General features: G+C 74.3%; 12 protein-coding genes. 10 read left to right on the plus strand and 2 right to left on the minus strand.

The genetic code is table 11. From position 1 onward, the window contains the following. Positions 1-216: 216 nt before the first annotated feature. Positions 217-1,392: a HEAT repeat domain-containing protein gene (locus Dsi01nite_RS14025; protein ID WP_203846568.1), complete on the minus strand. Its 1,176-nt coding sequence runs from the start codon at positions 1,390-1,392 to the stop codon at positions 217-219. Between the two features lie 31 nt (positions 1,393-1,423). Between Dsi01nite_RS14025 and Dsi01nite_RS14030 the strand changes: the two genes are divergently transcribed. From Dsi01nite_RS14030 to Dsi01nite_RS14055, 6 genes are all read left to right on the plus strand, one after another. Further along, positions 1,424-2,197, plus strand: coding sequence for an SAM-dependent methyltransferase (locus Dsi01nite_RS14030; protein WP_203846569.1), 774 nt, complete (start codon positions 1,424-1,426; stop codon positions 2,195-2,197). Between the two features lie 136 nt (positions 2,198-2,333). Then, a complete protein-coding gene (locus Dsi01nite_RS14035; RefSeq protein ID WP_203846570.1) occupies positions 2,334-3,953 on the plus strand; it encodes a DUF4331 domain-containing protein in 1,620 nt (539 codons plus the stop codon). 61 nt (positions 3,954-4,014) lie between these two features. Continuing rightward, positions 4,015-5,304: a tetratricopeptide repeat protein gene (locus Dsi01nite_RS14040; protein ID WP_203846571.1), complete on the plus strand. Its 1,290-nt coding sequence runs from the start codon at positions 4,015-4,017 to the stop codon at positions 5,302-5,304. Next, a complete protein-coding gene (locus tag Dsi01nite_RS58295; protein ID WP_203846572.1) occupies positions 5,304-6,920 on the plus strand; it encodes a nickel/cobalt transporter in 1,617 nt (538 codons plus the stop codon). Before Dsi01nite_RS14040 ends, Dsi01nite_RS58295 begins: the two co-directional genes overlap by 1 nt. A gap of 73 nt (positions 6,921-6,993) precedes the next feature. Continuing rightward, the gene (locus Dsi01nite_RS14050; RefSeq protein ID WP_203846573.1) at positions 6,994-7,911 is read left to right on the plus strand and encodes a type IV toxin-antitoxin system AbiEi family antitoxin domain-containing protein; all 918 of its coding nucleotides are present in this window, start codon (positions 6,994-6,996) and stop codon (positions 7,909-7,911) included. A gap of 260 nt (positions 7,912-8,171) precedes the next feature. Beyond that, a complete protein-coding gene (locus Dsi01nite_RS14055; protein ID WP_203846574.1) occupies positions 8,172-9,206 on the plus strand; it encodes a hypothetical protein in 1,035 nt (344 codons plus the stop codon). Positions 9,207-9,491: 285 nt separating this feature from the next. Here Dsi01nite_RS14055 and Dsi01nite_RS14060 read toward each other — a convergent pair whose 3' ends face one another. Next, on the minus strand, positions 9,492-12,212 hold the full coding sequence (locus tag Dsi01nite_RS14060; protein WP_203846575.1) for an ABC transporter permease: 2,721 nt from the start codon (positions 12,210-12,212) through the stop codon (positions 9,492-9,494). Between the two features lie 218 nt (positions 12,213-12,430). Between Dsi01nite_RS14060 and Dsi01nite_RS14065 the strand changes: the two genes are divergently transcribed. Genes Dsi01nite_RS14065 through Dsi01nite_RS14080 form a run of 4 tightly spaced genes read left to right on the plus strand, consistent with a single transcriptional unit; the run spans position 12,431 to position 16,770 of the window. Next, on the plus strand, positions 12,431-14,689 hold the full coding sequence (locus Dsi01nite_RS14065) for an ATP-dependent Clp protease ATP-binding subunit (RefSeq protein WP_203846576.1): 2,259 nt from the start codon (positions 12,431-12,433) through the stop codon (positions 14,687-14,689). Between the two features lie 38 nt (positions 14,690-14,727). Further along, positions 14,728-15,354 carry a TetR family transcriptional regulator gene (locus Dsi01nite_RS14070; RefSeq protein WP_203846577.1) on the plus strand — a complete coding sequence of 209 codons (627 nt, stop codon included), beginning with the start codon at positions 14,728-14,730 and terminating at the stop codon, positions 15,352-15,354. Then, on the plus strand, positions 15,351-15,713 hold the full coding sequence (locus Dsi01nite_RS14075; RefSeq protein ID WP_203846578.1) for a DoxX-like family protein: 363 nt from the start codon (positions 15,351-15,353) through the stop codon (positions 15,711-15,713). The genes Dsi01nite_RS14070 and Dsi01nite_RS14075 overlap by 4 nt, the downstream gene beginning before the upstream one ends. 58 nt (positions 15,714-15,771) lie before the next feature. After that, the gene (locus Dsi01nite_RS14080) at positions 15,772-16,770 is read left to right on the plus strand and encodes a BtaA family protein (protein WP_203846579.1); all 999 of its coding nucleotides are present in this window, start codon (positions 15,772-15,774) and stop codon (positions 16,768-16,770) included.

The following is a 16,770-nucleotide window of genomic DNA, read 5'->3' on the forward strand; positions in this document are numbered from 1 at the left end:
CCGGTCAGAAGATCGCTCACAGCGCCCGTGTCTTGAGCGCCGGCGGTAGACCGCGGAACCGTCATCGCCGGGTGGACCGCCGCTGTCTGGACGGGCCCGGCGGCTGACCTGCCTGGTCACGCTGTGTGCACAACGTAGGGCAGGTCGCCTGTGGTGACGACTTCCCCACCGTACAACAGATTGCCGGATGACAACAGTTGACCCGCCCGGACGTGGTCAGCCCGCGAGGGCGCGCAGCTCATCGGGGTCGCCGGGCAGTCCGTACGCCCGCAGCAGCGAGGTCACGTTGCCGAACCGGCGCCCGCCGAACTGCCATGCGGCGGGCGCCGAGGCCAGGGTCCGGGCGAACCGGCGCTGCGCGGGGTCGAGCGGGTCACCGGCGGGCAGCGGCCCGTCCGGGAAGACCGACCGCAGCGCGGTGCCGAGGACCGGCAGGGTCTCCACGCCGGTGACGGAGCCGAGCCGGGCCAGCAGCGCGTCCAGGCTCGCGGCGGCGTACCCGGCGCCGAGGCCGGGCAGGGCCAGCGCCGCGTATCCGGCGAGGTCGCCGTCGAGGAACGGGATGCCGGCCCGGGCGGTGCTCGCGCCGCCGGCCCACGCCAGCAGCTCCGCGGCGGCTCCGGCGCCCGCCTCGGCGCCGTGCACGCTCGCGAGCCCGATCGCCGCCGCCCACCGGATCTCCGGCTTCGGGTCCTGCAGCGCGGCCGGCATGGCGGTGCCCAGCAGGCCGAGCGCGACGAGCGCGGTGGCGGCGACGGACCGGGACGGGTCGCCGACGGCGCCGGTCAGCGCCGCGTCCGACGGATCCTCGGGAAACCAGGCGAGGGTGAACGCGGCGGCGGACCGCACCGCCGCATCGCCGTCTGCGAGGAGGTCCCGCAGCGCCGGCAGCCCGGCGCGGACCGCGTCGTAGGCGGCGACGTCGATGTGCGCGGCCATCGCGTCGCGCTGCGCGTCGTCGAGGCCCTCCCAGTAGTCCATCCTGGTCTCGACGTCGTCGTCGGCGTCCTCGTCGTCCTCGGTCGGTGCCGGCGCGGCGCGCAGCAGCTCGGCCCCGCCCACCGCGGCGGCGCGCAGCTCCGCGACCGGGAACCCGCCGGGCAGCCACGCCTCGTGCTGGCCGACCGCGATGCCCGCGACGAGCCCGGCGATCGCGGCGCGGTCCGGGGTCGCCGGGTCGGCGAGCAGCTCCAGCAGGAACGGCACGGCCGGCGCGCTCGCCTCGTAGCGGGTCCCCTGATGGCAGATGTCGCCGTACAGACCGCTCAACGCGCGGCGGCGGTCCTCCGCCTCCGGGGCGAGCAGGCCACGCAGATGATCGGGCACGTCGGTGGCCGGTCCGTAGGCGTGTTCGAGGCAGGCCCAGTCGACGTCTTCGAGTCCGTCCAGCATGGCCCGCAACGTACCCCATTAAGGTGGATGGATGACCGGTCTCGGCGACGTCGACTCCAGCATCCCCAACGTGGCCCGCATGTACGACTACTACCTGGGCGGGTATCACAACTTCGCGGTCGACCGGGAGGCGGCGGAGAAGATCCTGGCGATCTTCCCCGACACGCCGGCGGCGGCGCGGACCAACCGGCGGTTCCTGCAGCGGGCGGTGCGGCACCTGGCGGACGCCGGCGTCCGGCAGTTCCTCGACATCGGCACCGGCCTGCCGACGCAGGGCAACGTGCACGAGATGACCGACGGCAAGGTCGTCTACGTCGACAACGACCCGGTCGCGGTCGCCCAGGCCCGGTCCCTTGTGGACGGTCTGGACCGGGTGTCGGTGGCGTGCGCGGACCTGCGGGAGCCGGAGGCGCTGCTCGCCGACCCCGCCGTCGCCGGGCACCTCGACTTCAGCCGGCCGGTCGCGATCCTGATGGTGTCGATCCTGCACTTCGTGCCGGACGAGGCGCACCCGGGTGACCTCATCGCCCGGCTGCGCGACGCCACCGCGCCCGGCAGCCACCTCGTCGTGTCGCACCTGACCCTCGACGGTGTACCGGTCGCGCCCGCAGCCGCCGGCCAGCAGGTGTACCGGCAGTCCAGCGCGCCGATCGTGCCCCGTGCCAAGGCCGCCATCGCGAACCTGTTCGACGGTTACGACCTGCTCGAGCCCGGACTGGTGTGGCTGGGCGAGTGGCGCCCCGACGACGGCGAGGAGCAGGTCTCCCACGGTTACGGCGGCGTCGGGGTCCGCCGGGAGCGCTGATTCGGAGCTGAGACAGGGGCGGATGGGTCGCTGACAGCAAGCCGACACCGACCCATCCATCGACCCGGGCGAAAGCGAAGTCCTCTCGTGCGGCGGTCCACCACAGGACCGCTCCAGACGCGGGAGGACCACCCTCATGACCACTCCAACCCGGGCAGGTCGCCGGTGGCGCGCCACCGCCGCCACGCTCGTGGCGGCCGGTGTGGCGTTCGCCGGCCTCGGGCCCGGCACCTCGTCGGCCTCGAGCCACCGGGAGGCGCCGCTCGTCGCCGCCGACCCGGCCGTCGACAACACCGACCTCTACGCGTTCGTCAGCCCCGAACGTGCCGGCTACGTCACGTTCATCGCCAACTGGCAGCCGTTCTCCGAGCCGAACGGCGGCCCGAACTTCTACCCCTTCGCCACCGACGCCGTCTACAACATCAACGTCGACAGCGACGGCGACGCGAAGGCCGACGCGGTGTTCCGCTGGACGTTCCAGAACATCGACCGCCGCGGCGGCGACACGTTCCTCTACGCCAACGGCCCGGTCACCTCGCTCGACGACGAGAACCTGCTGTTCCGCCAGACCTACACCCTGGAGTCGTCGTTCCACGGTGAGCCCTTCAAGACCAGGATCACCGGCGCGCCGGTCGCGCCGTCGCGGGTCGGCAAGGCCACGATGCCCGACTACGCGAAGCTGCGCAACGAGGCCAACAAGCGGCTCCCCGGCGGCTGGAACGTCTACGCCGGCCAGGCCGACGACCCGTTCTACCTGGACCTGCGGGTGTTCGACCTGCTGTACGGCGGTGACCTGAGCGAGGTCGGCCAGGACACCCTCGCCGGCTACAACGTCAACTCGATCGCGCTGCAGGTGCCGTTCTCCGACGTGGCCCTCAAGGGCGACGCGAAGCGCAACCCGGTCATCGGCGTCTGGACGACCACGGAACGCGCCAAGACCCGCGTCACCGGGGTTTCCTCCGCGGTCCAGGGCGATCGCGTCCAGGTGTCCCGGCTGGGCAACCCGCTCGTGAACGAGGTCGTCGTGCCGGCGTCGCTGAAGGACGCGTTCAACTCGATCAGCCCCGACCAGGACGCCGGCATCCCCGCCGTCGTCGCCCGGGTCACCGACCCGGAGCTGCCGAAGCTCATCGAGGCGATCTACAAGGTGCCGGCGCCTCCGGCACCCCGCAACGACCTCGTCGAGATCTTCCTGACCGGCATCACGACCAAGGCCGGCGGGCCGATCAAGGCGGACCTCAACTCCCAGCTCAACAACGCCGACGTCGTCGCGGCCAACTTCCGGCCGTCGGAGATGCTGCGGCTCAACCTGGGCGTGCCGGTCACCGCACAACCGAACCGGCTCGGCGTCCTCGCCGGCGACCTGCAGGGCTTCCCGAACGGCCGGCGGCTCACCGACGACGTCGTCGACATCGCGGTGCAGGCCGTCGAGGGTGCGGCGCAGACCGGCAAGCTCGTCGACGCCCTCGCCGCCGGCGACAAGGTCGACGCGAACGACAACGCCTTCGAGGGTGCGTTCCCGTACCTGGCCCTGCCGAACACCGAGTCGGTCAACAAGGGCGGCGGCACCGGCGCCTCTTTGAAGAACGGCGCGCCCGCCACCTCGGCGGCCGCGCAGCCTGACACGACGCCGTCGGCGTTCGAGTCCGGCACCGGCATGACCGCCGTCGCGGTCAGCACGTCGGCGATCGCGGCCGGTCTCGGCGCGCTGCTCTTCGTCGGCTGGTGGCGGCGCCGCCGCACCACCCAGCCCTGATATCGCCGAACCGCGGGGCGCGTCCACAGTGGACGCGCCCCACCCCTTGGGAGGAGGAGTCATGCGGGTTCGCATCGTTCTGGGAGTGGTACTGGCGGCAGCGCTGCTGTTCGGCCTCGGCGCTCTGGTCGGCCGCCCGTCCGGCGGTGCACCTGCGGCGGTGGAGTCCAGCCGTCCACCGGCGACCAGCCGGCTGGTCGCGACGATCGCCGCGCAGCAGGAACGGCTCCGCCGCGTTCCGGGCGACTGGACAGCCTGGGCCGCGCTCGGCGAGGCGTACCTGGAGCAGTCCCGGGTCAGCGCCGACCCCGCGTACTACCCGAAGGCCGAGGGCGCGCTGCGCAAGTCCCTGGAGGTGCGCCCCGACGGCAACGCGGCCGCGCTCGCCGGCCTCGGCGCCCTCGCCAACGCCCGGCACGACTTCGCCGCCGCCCGCGACCTCGCCGGGCAGGCCCTCGCGGTGAACGCCTGGTCCGACACCGCATACGGCGTCCTCGCCGACGCGGAGACCCAGCTCGGCCACCCCGACGCCGCCACCGCCGCCGTGCAGCGGATGCTCGACCTGCGGCCGGGGCTCGCCTCGTACACCCGCGGCTCCTACGACCTCGAACAACACGGCAAGCGCGCGGAGGCGGTCGCGCTCATGACGCAGGCCCTGGCCAGCGCCACGGAACCGGCCGACGTCGCGTTCTGCCACCAGCACCTCGGCAGCCTCGCGTGGGCCGCGGGCGACCTCGCCACCGCCGCCCGGCACGTGTCCCTCGGCCTGGCCGCCGACGCCGGCACCGTCGGGCTGTGGCAGCTGAAGGCCCGCCTGGACACCGCTCTTGGCGATCTGGACGCCGCGCTCGCCGACCTGGAGAAGGTCGTCGCCCGCACCCCGACCGTCGACGCGCTGCTCGACCAGGCCCGCCTGCTGCGGGTCGCCGGCAAGGACCCCGGCCCCGCGCTGGGCCTGGCCCGCGCCGCGCACGCCCTCTTCACCGCCAACGGCGGCACCGACGACCTCGGCGCCGCGGCCCTCGCGCTCGCCGCGGGCGACGCCACCGCCGCGGCCCGGTTCGCGATCGCCGAGTGGGACCGCCGCCAGTTCGGCGAGGTCGCCGACATGGTCGCGTGGACGCTGCTGTCCGCCGGCGACCCGGCCGCGGCGCTGCCGTTCGCCCGGCACGCCAACGCGCTCGGCCAGGTCGACGCGACGCTCGCATACCACTACGGCATGGTCGCCTTCGCACTCGGTGATCGGGAGACCGCGCTGGTGCAGCTGCGTCTGGCGCTCGCGCTCAACCCGAAGTTCTCCCCCGTCGACGCGCCGATCGCGGTGCGGACCCTCGCCACCCTGGAGTCGTGATGCGTCGCCTGCTCCTCCTGCTCTGCGCGGTCGCGGCCGGGGTCCTGCTGTGGCCCGGCAGCGCGCAGGCGCACCCGCTCGGCAACTTCTCCGTCAACCAGCTGGGCGCGCTGACGTTCCAGCCCGACCGGGTCAGCGTCGCCTACGTCGCGGACCTCGCCGAGCTCCCGACGTTGCAGGCCGCCCCGTCGTGCACGGACGTGGCACCCGCCTTCCGGGTCACAGTCGACGGCGCTGCCCTCACGTGGACGATCGACCGCGCCGTGTTCACCTACTCCCCGGGCGCCGCCGGGCTGCGAACCAGCCGCCTCGAGTGCGACCTGTCCGCTCCGGTGTCGTCGGTCTCCACCGTCGTGGTGAGCAACGACTTCGACGCCGACCGTATCGGCTGGCGGGAGCTCACCGCGACGGCCGTCGGTGTGCACATCGTCGACTCGCCGCTGCCGACGTCGTCCCGCAGCGACGTGCTGCGCTCGTACCCCGACGACCTGCTCAGCTCGCCGCCTTCCGTGCGCACCGCGACCCTGCGCCTCGCCCCCGGCGGCAGCACGCTCGGCGCCGCTTCCCCGCGCCCGCCGGTCGCGCTGCCGGCCTCGGTGCTGCCCGGCTGGGCGGGCCAGGCGGAGCTGACGCTGCGCGGCTGGGTCGCCCAGCGCGCGCTGACGCCGTGGGTCGGGTTCCTGGCGGTGCTGCTCGCGCTCACCCTCGGCGCCGCGCACGCCGCGCTGCCCGGGCACGGCAAGACGGTCATGGCCGCGTACCTCGCCGGCCGGCAGGGCCGCCCCCGCGACGCGCTCGCCGTCGGCGCCACCGTCACCCTCACCCACACCGGCGGGGTGCTGCTCCTCGGGCTGCTGCTGACGACTGCGGCGGGGCTGGCCGGGGAGACGGTGCTCGGCTGGCTGGGGGTGACGAGCGGGGTGCTGGTGGCGGCGATCGGCCTGAGCATGCTCCTGTCCCGCCGCCGCGGCACGGCCCACGCACACTCCCACGGCCCGTCGGGTCACACCCACTCCCACGGCCCGGCCACGCATTCGCAGGCGCCGCACACGCACGACGAGCACGACCGCTCCCACTCCCATGAGAACGACCACGACCACTCCACCGGCCACGGCGAATCCCATGACCACTCCCACGGCCACTCCCACGGCCACGGCCATGACCACGGCCATGAGAACGGCCACGACCACGACCACTCTCATGACCACGACCACGACCACGACCACGACCACGACCACGACCACGGTGGATCCCGTGTGCACGAGCATGCTCACGGGCACGGTCATGGGCGCGGGGTGGAGCGGCCGAGCCGGCTCGCGGTGGTCGGCATGGGGATCGCCGGTGGGCTGGTGCCGAGCCCGTCGGCCCTGATCGTGCTGCTCGGCGCCGTCGCCCTCGGCAGGACCTGGTTCGGCGTTCTCCTGGTGCTCGCCTACGGTCTGGGCATGGCCGGCACCCTCACCGCCGCCGGCCTGCTGCTCATCAAGGTCCGCGACAAGTGGCCGGCCCGCCTGCGGTTCAATGACCGGCTGACCAGGCTCGCGCCCACCGGCACCGCCGCACTGGTCCTGCTCGTCGGCTCCGCCCTCGCGGTCCGTTCCCTCGTCACCCTCTGAGCGTCCCGGCCCGTTGTCCACAGGCACGAACTCGTGCTGGCGCACCGGCCGGGACGGTCCCACCCTCGACAAGGTGCGTGCAGAGGAACAGGCCGGTGTCATCACCCGCGGCCAAGCGGTCGCGGAAGGCATCTCCGCGGACCAGATCCGCAGGCGGCTGCGAACGGGCCGGTGGCAGCGGGCCTTCGCCGGGGTGTACTACACCTTCTCCGGCAAGCCGACCCGCCCCGCGGTGCTGTGGGCGGCGCTGCTGACCGCGGGCCCGGATGCCGTGCTGAGCCATCAGACGGCCGCGGAGCTCATCGGCCTGATCGACCGGCCGGAACCACCGATCCACGTCAGCGTGCCATGGCAACGGCATGTCAGGCCGATCGAAGGCGTCTGGACGCACCGCCGTCACCGCACGCCCACCGAAGCATCGGCGCGGGACCCGGCCCGCACCGGTGTGGAGGACACCGTTGTGGACCTGACCCAGGCCGCGAAGGACGTCGACGCGGCGGTCGCCTGGATCGCGCGGGCGTGCAACCGGAGGTTGACGACACCGGACCGGCTCCGCATGGCGTTCTCCGCCCGCGAGCGGCTGCGCTGGCGGGAGGCGCTGACTGCCGCCGTCGCCGATGTCGCGGCCGGCTGCCACTCGGTGCTGGAGCTGCGTTACCTGCGCGACGTCGAGCGGCCGCACGGGCTGCCGCCGGGCACCCGGCAGCGCAGGCGGCAGGACCGGGGCGCGACGACGTACAGCGACGTGGAGTATGAGCCGTTCGGCCTCGTCGTCGAGCTCGACGGCAGGGCGGTGCACGAGGACCCCGGCCACGACCGGCTCCGTGACCACGTCAGCGCCGTGCGGGGACGGATCACGCTGCGGTTCGGCTGGGCAGATGTGCACCGGCGCCCGTGCGTGAGCGCCGCCGCGGTCGCCGTCCTCCTCCGCCGCGCCGGCTGGCCCTCGTCGCCGACGCGCTGCGGACCGAAGTGCCGACTACCTGGTTGATTACTGGCCGCGGGCGACCACCGATCAACCAGGTAGTCGAGGTCGCTCCGCTGTCGGCGAACACCGCGGGGTGGGACGGGGACGGTGGGGCGGCGGTATCGTCAGGGTGGGCAGTGCGCCTGCCTGAGCCACGACACGGTCGCCCACGCCGGCCGTGACCCGAGGCCAAGAGGCTCAGACTCAGCGCGGCGGTGCAGGCTGCCCGGCGGAGTTCCGCCGTCCGATCGGTGCGGGCGTGGGTCGACGCCGGAGGTCTCGTGATGGCAGACGAAGCGGACAACCAGGACCCTCACCGCGCCGCGGAACCCGACAAGCAGGAGCCCCAACCCGACGGCCAGGCGCCCGGCCCCGCCGCGGAGGAGTCCGGCGGCGGGCAGGTCGGTTCGGGTGGACGGGCGCGGCGCGACCGGAAGCGCCGGCGCGCGATCAGGGCACACGCCGCGCAGGCCGGCATCGCCTACTCGGTCGCCGCCCGCCAGCTCGCCGGAGCCGGCGTCGGACCGGGTGAGAGCTTCGCGAGCCTCGGCCGGACCGTGTACCCGTCCGGCGTGCCGGGCCGGTGGACCATCATCGGCCGGGAGCTGCGACCCGCCGCGGTGAAGCTCCACGACACCCGCCGCGCCGCACGCCTCGCGGGTGGACGGGCCGCACACCTGGTGGAGCGGTTCCCCGCGGGTGAGAGCCACGCGGGTCCCTGCTACGCCGGTGATGGGCTCGAAGACCTCCTCGCCATGCTGTACCTGGTAGTGGTGCGGGAGGCGCCCGGGCTGGTCCCGGCCGCGATGGACCTCGCCTGGACCGCGGAGCTCGGGGAGGAGACGGCCGTCGACATGGAGTGCGCGGAGGTCGACCGGGCCGCCCGGCTGGTCCTCGACGACGGGGTCGCCGAGCTGTGGGGGCGGGTCGAGGACGCGTTGCGGGCGGGCCAGGACAACGCGAGCCCCGCGGTGCGGCACGACGCGGACCGGCTGACACTGGTCTGCCGCACGTTCACGATGCCGGTCGAGGGTGCTGACGGTGAGCCGTACGTGCTGCGCGCCCCCTGGGACGGCGCGGGTCAGGTGCTCGACGCGCTCCTCGTCGTCGCCGACGACGGTCACGCCCCGGGGACCAGGATCCGGCTCGCGGGGTCACCGTCGACCGGCACGATCGTCGGCGCGGCCTGGGGTGCGGTGGGGCCACCGCGGCGATACGACGTCCGCCTCGACACCGACCCCGGGACCCGCTCGATGCGCCCCGACGACCTCGTCGTCCTGCCCGGCCAGGAGTCCGACGCCGCAGCCCTCCAGGTCTGACCGGACCGACCGGCGCGCGACAGGCACAACGCCGCCAGACCAACCTCGCTGACCATCGTCTCGTGATCAAAGCCGCGGACCGGTCGCTCCGACGACCGGCACACGGCTTCGATCACGAGCAGGAGCCGGCCCGAGACCGGGTCACGCCCGGTGAGGAGGCGGGCAGGCGACACACGGCACCCGGCGCGACACACGAGCAGGCCCCGCGACCGGTCACGCCCGGTGAGGAGGCGGGCAGGCGACGCGCGGCGCGCGGCGCGACACACGAGCAGGCCCCGCGACTGGTCATGCCTCGGCGAGGAGGCGGGCGATCGGCAGGCGGCGCAGGGCACGCAGCGGGATCGTGGCCGCCGCGACGGTGACGAGCAGGCCGGCCACCGCGGCGCCGGCGGCCGCGAGCCAGACCGGGCCGGGCAGCGCCCCGCCGAGGGCGTAGGCCAGGCCGAGGCTGATCCCGGTGCCGAGGAGCGCGCCGACCGTCCCGAGCGCGACGGCCTCGTAGCCGGCGAGTCGCACGAGCAGGTGGTCGCCCCAGCCGCTGGCGCCGAGGAGGGCGAACTCGCCGGCCCGTTCGCGGATGCCGCGGTACAGCACGTCGGCGACCGCGGCCGCGCCGAGCAGGATCGTGAGCACGGCGGCGAGGTAGTCGGTGCCGCGGACCTGGACGGTGACCGCGTCGCCGAGGACGGTGCCGCTGACCGTGCCGCGGAAGCCGATGGTGAGCACGGCGAGGAACGTGAGCGCGGCGACGCCGATGGCGAGGCTGAGCACGCCGACCAGGGTGCGGCCGGGGGTGCGCAGCAGGTTCGTCCAGGCGAGGCCGGCGATCCTGCGCGGGGTGCGGGCCCGCCGGACCGTGCTGACCGCCGGCCGGACCGCGGCGACCGGGTCGGTGCGGTTGGCCCGCCAGGCGGGTTGCAGCGCGGCGAGGACGCTGAGCAGCAGCGCGGCCGGCACGGCGACGGCCGCGGCGGTCCATTGCAGGGTGATCCCGAGCGCCGGGGCGGCCGCGAGGGCGATCACGGTCCCGGCCAGGCCGGCGGACAGGCCGAGGGCCAGGGCCTCGGTCAGGACCAGGCCGAACAGCCGGCGGCCGGGCCAGCCGAGGCAGGCCAGGACGGCGAGCTCCGTGTGCCGGGCGCGCAGCGCGGCACCGGTGGCGTTGGCGACGGCGAGGACGCAGGCGACGAGGACCAGCCCGGCGAGCAGGAGGCTCTTGCGGTCGATCGCGGAGACGACCACGGTCGCGACGCCGGTGCGCAGCCACGGCTGGTCGACCGTCAGCGCGGGACGGCCGTGGACGCCGGCGGGCACGGCCAGGTCGGCGGGCGCGACGGACGAGCCGACGGTCAGGTCGACCCGCAGGCCGGTCGCCTGCTGGATGCGCTCGGCGACGGCCCGGACCCGCTCCTGCGACAGCTTGTCCATGCCGACGTCGCCGCTGACCCGCACCCGCACCGTGTTGATCGGCGCCTCGGCGAAGCCCGGCGACGCGGCCGCGGGCGGCGGTGCGTACGGCGGCTGGCGCAGCGCCGTCATCGCCGACAGGCTGGTGAGCAGCGTCGGCCGCGCCGCCGCGGGGCCGCCGATGTTGCCGCCGGGCAGCAGGGTCCGGTTGCCGAGGGCGGTGCGGGACGCGGCGTCGGCGCCGGTGAGGGCGGGGTCGCCGGTCAGCGAGGCCGGCAGCGTGGCCAGGGGCGGGCCGGCGTCGAGCTTCGCCGGGTCGAACGTGCCGATGCCCTGCAGCCTGACCGGCGGCACGGAGCCGGGGCCGGTGTATTCGGCGCCGACCCGGGGCAGGGCGCGGACGTGCGGATCGGTCAGCTCCAGGGGCAGCGGGTTGTACCAGACGCCGTTGTCGGCGGAGCCGCCCCAGTCGCCGGTCGCCGGTTGGGCCGCGCCGGCCGCGCCGGGCAGCCAGTACTGGCCGACCAGGGTCCGTCGCCGCGCCCAGTCGGGCGACCCGTCCGATGCGGGTGCGGAGAGGTCGGCGAGCAGCTGTCGGTAGACGTCGGAGACGTCCACGGTGCGTTCGTCGACGGTACCGCCGCGATCAGCCTCGAAGACGTCGAGCAGGTTGTCCAGGCGCACCCCGGCCGCACCCGAAGCGGCGGAACCGTCGGAGAGCCGGTCGATGCGCAGCTGCAACTGCCGGTCCACGGCGGGGGTCGTCGAGGCGAGGACGGGCACCTGGCCGGGGGTGGCGGGGCGGGTGAGGGCGGTGGTGTCGAGGCCGTTGAGGCGGGCCTCCTGCGCGGGGTCCACGGCGGCCATGACCATCGGCAGGCTGAACGCCACGTACACCTCGGCCCGTTGGGGCTGCTCGACGGTGGAGCGGGGATTGCTGGACCAGCAGGCCAGGTCCTTGCGGTGCTTCGGGTCGAGCGGGTCGGTCATGCCGATCGTGCGAGCGAGCGCCTCGCAGACCTCGGTGCGGGAGCCGTCGGCGCCGATCCGCCAGATGTGCTCGCGTTCGGGGATCTCGTCGCCGGTGTACATGCGGCCCTGCTCCCACGGCTCGCCGGGCTGGAGCTCCAGCTCGTCGCCGGTGGCCCAGAGGTAGACGGCGCCGTCGGTGGCGCTGGTCAGGCCGCGGTCGGAGAGCCAGGTCGGCAGGACCCGCAGCGCCTGCTGCGGCAGGCCGGGGCGCAGCTGCCCGGTGAGGTCGACGGGCAGGCGCACGGTCTGCATGAACGTGCCGACGGGAGCGAGCGGCGCGGCGACGTCGACGCCCGGCAGGGCCTGAATGTCGTGCCACTGCTGCAGGGTGATGCCGCCGTATCGGGTGCCGACCTGGTCGAACCCGATCTGCCCGGGGCCGGCGTCCGCGGGTCGCACGAGGATGTCGTACAGCGGGCGGAAGTTCGCCTGCACGGTGCCGGTCGCCCGCACCTGCGCGCCGCGGGCGGCGGACAGCAGCAGCGAGAACCCGGCGACCGCGATCGCGACGGCCAGCAGCGTGGCGACGAACCGCCCCCGCTGATGGCGTAGCTGTGCAAGGACCATCGATCTCTCCCCCCGTCAGAGAGCGCTCTCCGGCCAGCTTGCCGCTTGTCTCGACCGGCTGTCAACGCCTCGGCTATGGTTGATACGGCAGCGCGCCTGCCCGTGCCGCGGATCGACGGAGCCCACGCCTCCGCCGGCGGCCAAGAGGCTCCGACTCAGCGCATCCGTTCCGTGCGGATGCCGGGTGCGTGGGGCCCCGCCGAAAAGGCGTGATCGTCATGTTCGAGCGGTTCACCGACCGGGCCAAACGCGCCGTCGTGCTGGCGCAGGAGGAAGCCCGGATCCTCAACCACAACTCCATCGGCACCGAGCACCTGCTGCTGGGCCTCATCCAGGAGGGCGACGGCGCGGCGGCCAGGAGCATCGACGCCATCGGCGTGTCCGTCGAGGACGTGCGGCGGCAGGTCGAGGAGATCATCGGCCTGGGTTCGCAGGCGCCGGGTGCGCACATCCCGTTCACACCGCGGGCCAAGAAGGTCCTCGAGCTCGCGCTGCGCGAGGCGTTGCAGCTCGGGCACAACTACATCGGCACCGAGCACATCCTGCTCGGCCTCGTCCGGGAGGGTGAGGGCGTCGCGGCGCAGGTCCTGATCCGCCTCGGCGCCGACCTCAACCGGCTGCGCGCCCAGGTGATCCAGCTGCTGTCCGGCCACCCGTCCGCCCCGGTGCCCGACGCCACGTCGGTCCCCTCCTCCACCGTGCTCGACCAGTTCGGGGTGAACCTCACCGCGGCCGCCCGCGACGGGCTGCTCGACCCGGTGATCGGGCGGACCGCCGAGGTGGAGCGGGTCATCCGGGTGCTGTCCCGGCGGCGCAAGAACAGCCCGGTGCTGACCGGCGCGCCGGGCGTCGGCAAGACCGCCGTGGTGGAGGGCCTCGCGCAGCGCATCGTCGCCGGTGACGTGCCCGAATCACTCAAAGGGCGGCAGCTGTACACCCTGGACCTGGGCGCTCTCGTGGCCGGCTCGCGGTACCGGGGCGATTTTGAGGAACGGCTGAAGAAGGTCACCAAGGAGGTCCGCGGGCGCGGCGACATCATCCTGTTCATCGACGAGATCCACAACCTGGTCGGGGCGGGCGCGGCCGAGGGCGCGATCGACGCGGCGTCGCTGCTCAAGCCGCTGCTGGCGCGGGGTGAGCTGCGGACCATCGGGGCGACGACGGACGAGGAGTACCGGCGGTACATCAGCAAGGACGGGGCGCTCGACCGGCGCTTCCAGCCGGTGCCGGTCCCCGAGCCGACCGCGGAGGACACGGTGCTGATCCTGCACGGGTTGCGGGAGCGGTACGCGTCGCATCACGGAGTCACGTACACCGACGCGGCGCTGCGGGCGGCGGCGCTGCTGGCCGACCGGTACATCGCGGACCGGCACCTGCCGGACAAGGCGATCGACCTGCTCGACGAGGCGGGCACGGCCGGCGCCGCGGTCGTCGGCCCGGACGAGATCGCGGCGGTGCTGTCCACGTGGACCGGCATTCCCGTACACCGGCTGACCGAGCAGGAAAGCGCCCGGCTGCTGCGGATGGAGCAGACCCTGCACGAGGACCTGGTCGGGCAGGACCTCGCGGTGGCGGCGGTGTCCCGCGCGATCCGCCGGACCCGGGCCGGGCTGAAGGACCCGCGCCGCCCCGCCGGGTCGTTCATCTTCGCCGGGCCGTCCGGCGTCGGGAAGTCGTCCCTGGCCAAGGCCCTGGCGGGGTTCCTGTTCGGCACCTCCGACGCGCTGATCCAGCTGGACATGTCGGAGTTCCACGACCGGGCGACCGTGTCGCGGCTGGTCGGCGCGCCGCCCGGCTACGTCGGCTACGACGACGGCGGCCAGCTGACCGAGCAGGTGCGCCGCCGGCCGTTCTCGGTGGTGCTCTTCGACGAGGTGGAGAAGGCGCACCCGGACGTCTTCAACGCGTTGCTGCAGATCCTGGAGGACGGCCGGCTCACCGACGGGCAGGGCCGCGTCGTGGACTTCAAGCACACGGTGCTCATCCTCACGACCAACCTCGGCACCCGCGACCTGCAGCTGCAGGCGGGCTTCCAGTCCTCGGCGGTCCCGCAGTACGAGCGGATGCGCCAGAAGGTCGACGACGAGCTCAAGCGGCACTTCCGGCCGGAGTTCCTGAACCGGATCGACGACACGGTCGTCTTCCACCAGCTCGGCCCCGTCGAGGTCGCCGGCATCGTGGACCGGATCCTGCTGGACGTGGCGTCGCGGCTGGCGCTGCGCGACATCGGCCTGGTCGTGACGCCGGCGGCCCGGCAGCTGCTGGCCGAACGCGGCCACGACCCGGTGCTCGGCGCCAGGCCACTGCGGCGCACCGTGCAGCGGGAGGTCGAGGACCCGCTGTCATCGCAGATCCTGCTGGGTTCGCTGCGGGCCGGGGACACGGTGACCATCGACCGCGGTGAGGAGAGTCTCACGTTCACCACGCCCTCTCGCGTCACACCCTCTCGCGTACCGCTTGAGCAAGTGCTTAAATAGCTCCCGTTGAGCGACTGCTCAAACGACGGGGGTGAGTGGTGGCCGACACGAAGGAGCGCCTGGTCGACGGGGCGATCAAGGTCCTCGGCAGCGAGGGCCTCGCCGGGGCGTCCGCGAGGGCGATCGCCGCGGCGGCCGGCGTCAACCAGGCGCTCGTCTTCTACCACTTCGGGACCGTGGACCAGCTGCTCTCGGTCGCCTGCCGGCAGGCGACCGAGCGGCGGGTCGCGCTGTACCGTTCCCGCTTCGAGGCCGTGCAGAGCATCGGCGAGCTCCTCGACGTCGGCCGGCAGCTGCAGCGGACCGAGCGGGCCGAGGGCAACCTCGCGATCCTGGCCCAGCTGCTGGCCGGCGCGCAGACCGACGAGCGGCTCGCCCCGGCCGTCGCGGCCGGGCTCGAGCTGTGGATCACGGAGATCGAGTCGGTCCTCGGCCGGCTCACCACCACCTCGCCCGTCGCGGACCTCGTCGACGTGCCGGGACTGGCCAGGGTCGTCGCTTCCACGTTCATCGGGATGGAGCTGTACGGCGGCGTCGACCCCACCGGAGCGTCCGCGGCGGTCACGGCGCTGGAGCGGCTCGCCGTGCTGGTCGAGGTCGTGGACGGCCTCGGACCGGTCGCCCGCCGCGCCCTGCGCTCCACGCTGCGGCGGTCCTCCCGATGAGGATCCGGCTCGCCCGGGCGGCGGTGGCCGCGGTGTGGCTGTACGAGGGACTGTGGTGCAAGGTCGTGAGCGGTGACCAGCTCTCGATCGTCGCCGCCGTGCCGTTCCTGCCCACGGCCCTCGCCGCCGCCGCGCTGGCCGGCCTCGGCGTGGCCGAGACCGCGCTCGCGGTGTGGGTGCTCACGGGGCGACGGGCCCGCGCCGCCGCGATCGTGCAGACCGTCCTGCTCGTCGCGTTCAACGCCGGCGGGCTGCTGTTCGCGGGCGACCAGATCACCGACGCCGGCCGGATGCTGACGGCCAACGCGGCGCTGCTCGCCCTGGCGTGGCTCCTGACTGCTGTGCCCACTCATGACTAACCCCTGGCAGCGGGGCCGGCGCACGGTCGGGCGGAAACCGCAGGTCATGTTCGGCCGCATGTACGAAGATCCCGGCGCCGAGCTCAGCGTCTTCCCCGCCGGTGGCCGGGTCCTCGCGATCGCCTCCGCCGGCGACACCGCCGCCGCGCTGGCCCGGGCCGGGCACCGGGTCACCGCCGTGGACATCAGCGCCACCCAGCTCGCGTACGCCCAAGCCCGGCTCGCCGGCGCGCCCACCGCCACCGGCACCGCCGAGCGGCTGCAGGCCGTCGCCCGCCGGGCCGCCGGCGCGGTCCTGCCCGGCTGGCGCCCCGCTGCGATGACCACCTTCCTGCGCCTGCACGACCTCGACGCGCAGCGCGAGCACTGGCACCGGCACCTGGACCGCCCGCGGCTCGCCGCGCTGATGCGCCTCGCGTTCGCCTCCGCCGGGCTGGTCCGCCGGGACCTGTGGCGGTCGCTGCCGCCGAGGATGGACCTGGTCCTGCGCCGGCGCCTGGCCACCGGCCTGACCACCCACCCCAACGCCACCAACCCGTGGGCGTGGCGGCTGCTCCTGGGCCGCGACTGCCCAGCCGTCCCCGACCCGATCCGGGCCGCGGGCCGCGACTACCCAGCCGTTCCCGACCCGATCCGGGCCGACGGCGTCACGTGGGCGCACGACGCCGATGGCGTCACGCGGGCGCACGGCGACGACGGCGTCACGTTGGCGCACGGCGACGATGGCGTCGCGTGGGCGCACGGCGCCGACGGCATCACGTGGGCGCACGGCGACGTCGTGGAGCACCTGCGGTCGGTGCCGCGCGGCTGGTACGACGCCGCCACCCTCTCCAACGTCCTCGACGGCCCACCACCCGCCTTCGCCGCCGAGCTCCGCGCCGCCCTCAGCCACGGCGTCCGCCCCGGCGGCCCGGTCGTGCTGCGCACGTTCGGCAACACGCCGCCGCTACCCGGCGACCCTCTCCCCGACCGCTCCCTGCTCTGGGGCGCCGTCGTCCACCTCCACCCGCGCACCCTCCACCCGCGCACCCCCAACCCGCTCACCCCAGGAGCGTGA

Origin of the sequence: Dactylosporangium siamense, from assembly GCF_016862795.1 — a bacterium.
Lineage (GTDB): Bacteria > Actinomycetota > Actinomycetes > Mycobacteriales > Micromonosporaceae > Dactylosporangium > Dactylosporangium siamense.

Coding starts and splice junctions, on each gene's coding strand:
- Dsi01nite_RS14025 (WP_203846568.1), bottom strand. CDS start 1,392: ATGCTGGACGGACTCGAAGACGTCGACTGGGCCTGCCTCGAACACGCC.
- Dsi01nite_RS14030 (WP_203846569.1), top strand. CDS start 1,424: ATGACCGGTCTCGGCGACGTCGACTCCAGCATCCCCAACGTGGCCCGC.
- Dsi01nite_RS14035 (WP_203846570.1), top strand. CDS start 2,334: ATGACCACTCCAACCCGGGCAGGTCGCCGGTGGCGCGCCACCGCCGCC.
- Dsi01nite_RS14040 (WP_203846571.1), top strand. CDS start 4,015: ATGCGGGTTCGCATCGTTCTGGGAGTGGTACTGGCGGCAGCGCTGCTG.
- Dsi01nite_RS58295 (WP_203846572.1), top strand. CDS start 5,304: ATGCGTCGCCTGCTCCTCCTGCTCTGCGCGGTCGCGGCCGGGGTCCTG.
- Dsi01nite_RS14055 (WP_203846574.1), top strand. CDS start 8,172: ATGGCAGACGAAGCGGACAACCAGGACCCTCACCGCGCCGCGGAACCC.
- Dsi01nite_RS14060 (WP_203846575.1), bottom strand. CDS start 12,212: ATGGTCCTTGCACAGCTACGCCATCAGCGGGGGCGGTTCGTCGCCACG.
- Dsi01nite_RS14065 (WP_203846576.1), top strand. CDS start 12,431: ATGTTCGAGCGGTTCACCGACCGGGCCAAACGCGCCGTCGTGCTGGCG.
- Dsi01nite_RS14075 (WP_203846578.1), top strand. CDS start 15,351: ATGAGGATCCGGCTCGCCCGGGCGGCGGTGGCCGCGGTGTGGCTGTAC.
- Dsi01nite_RS14080 (WP_203846579.1), top strand. CDS start 15,772: ATGTACGAAGATCCCGGCGCCGAGCTCAGCGTCTTCCCCGCCGGTGGC.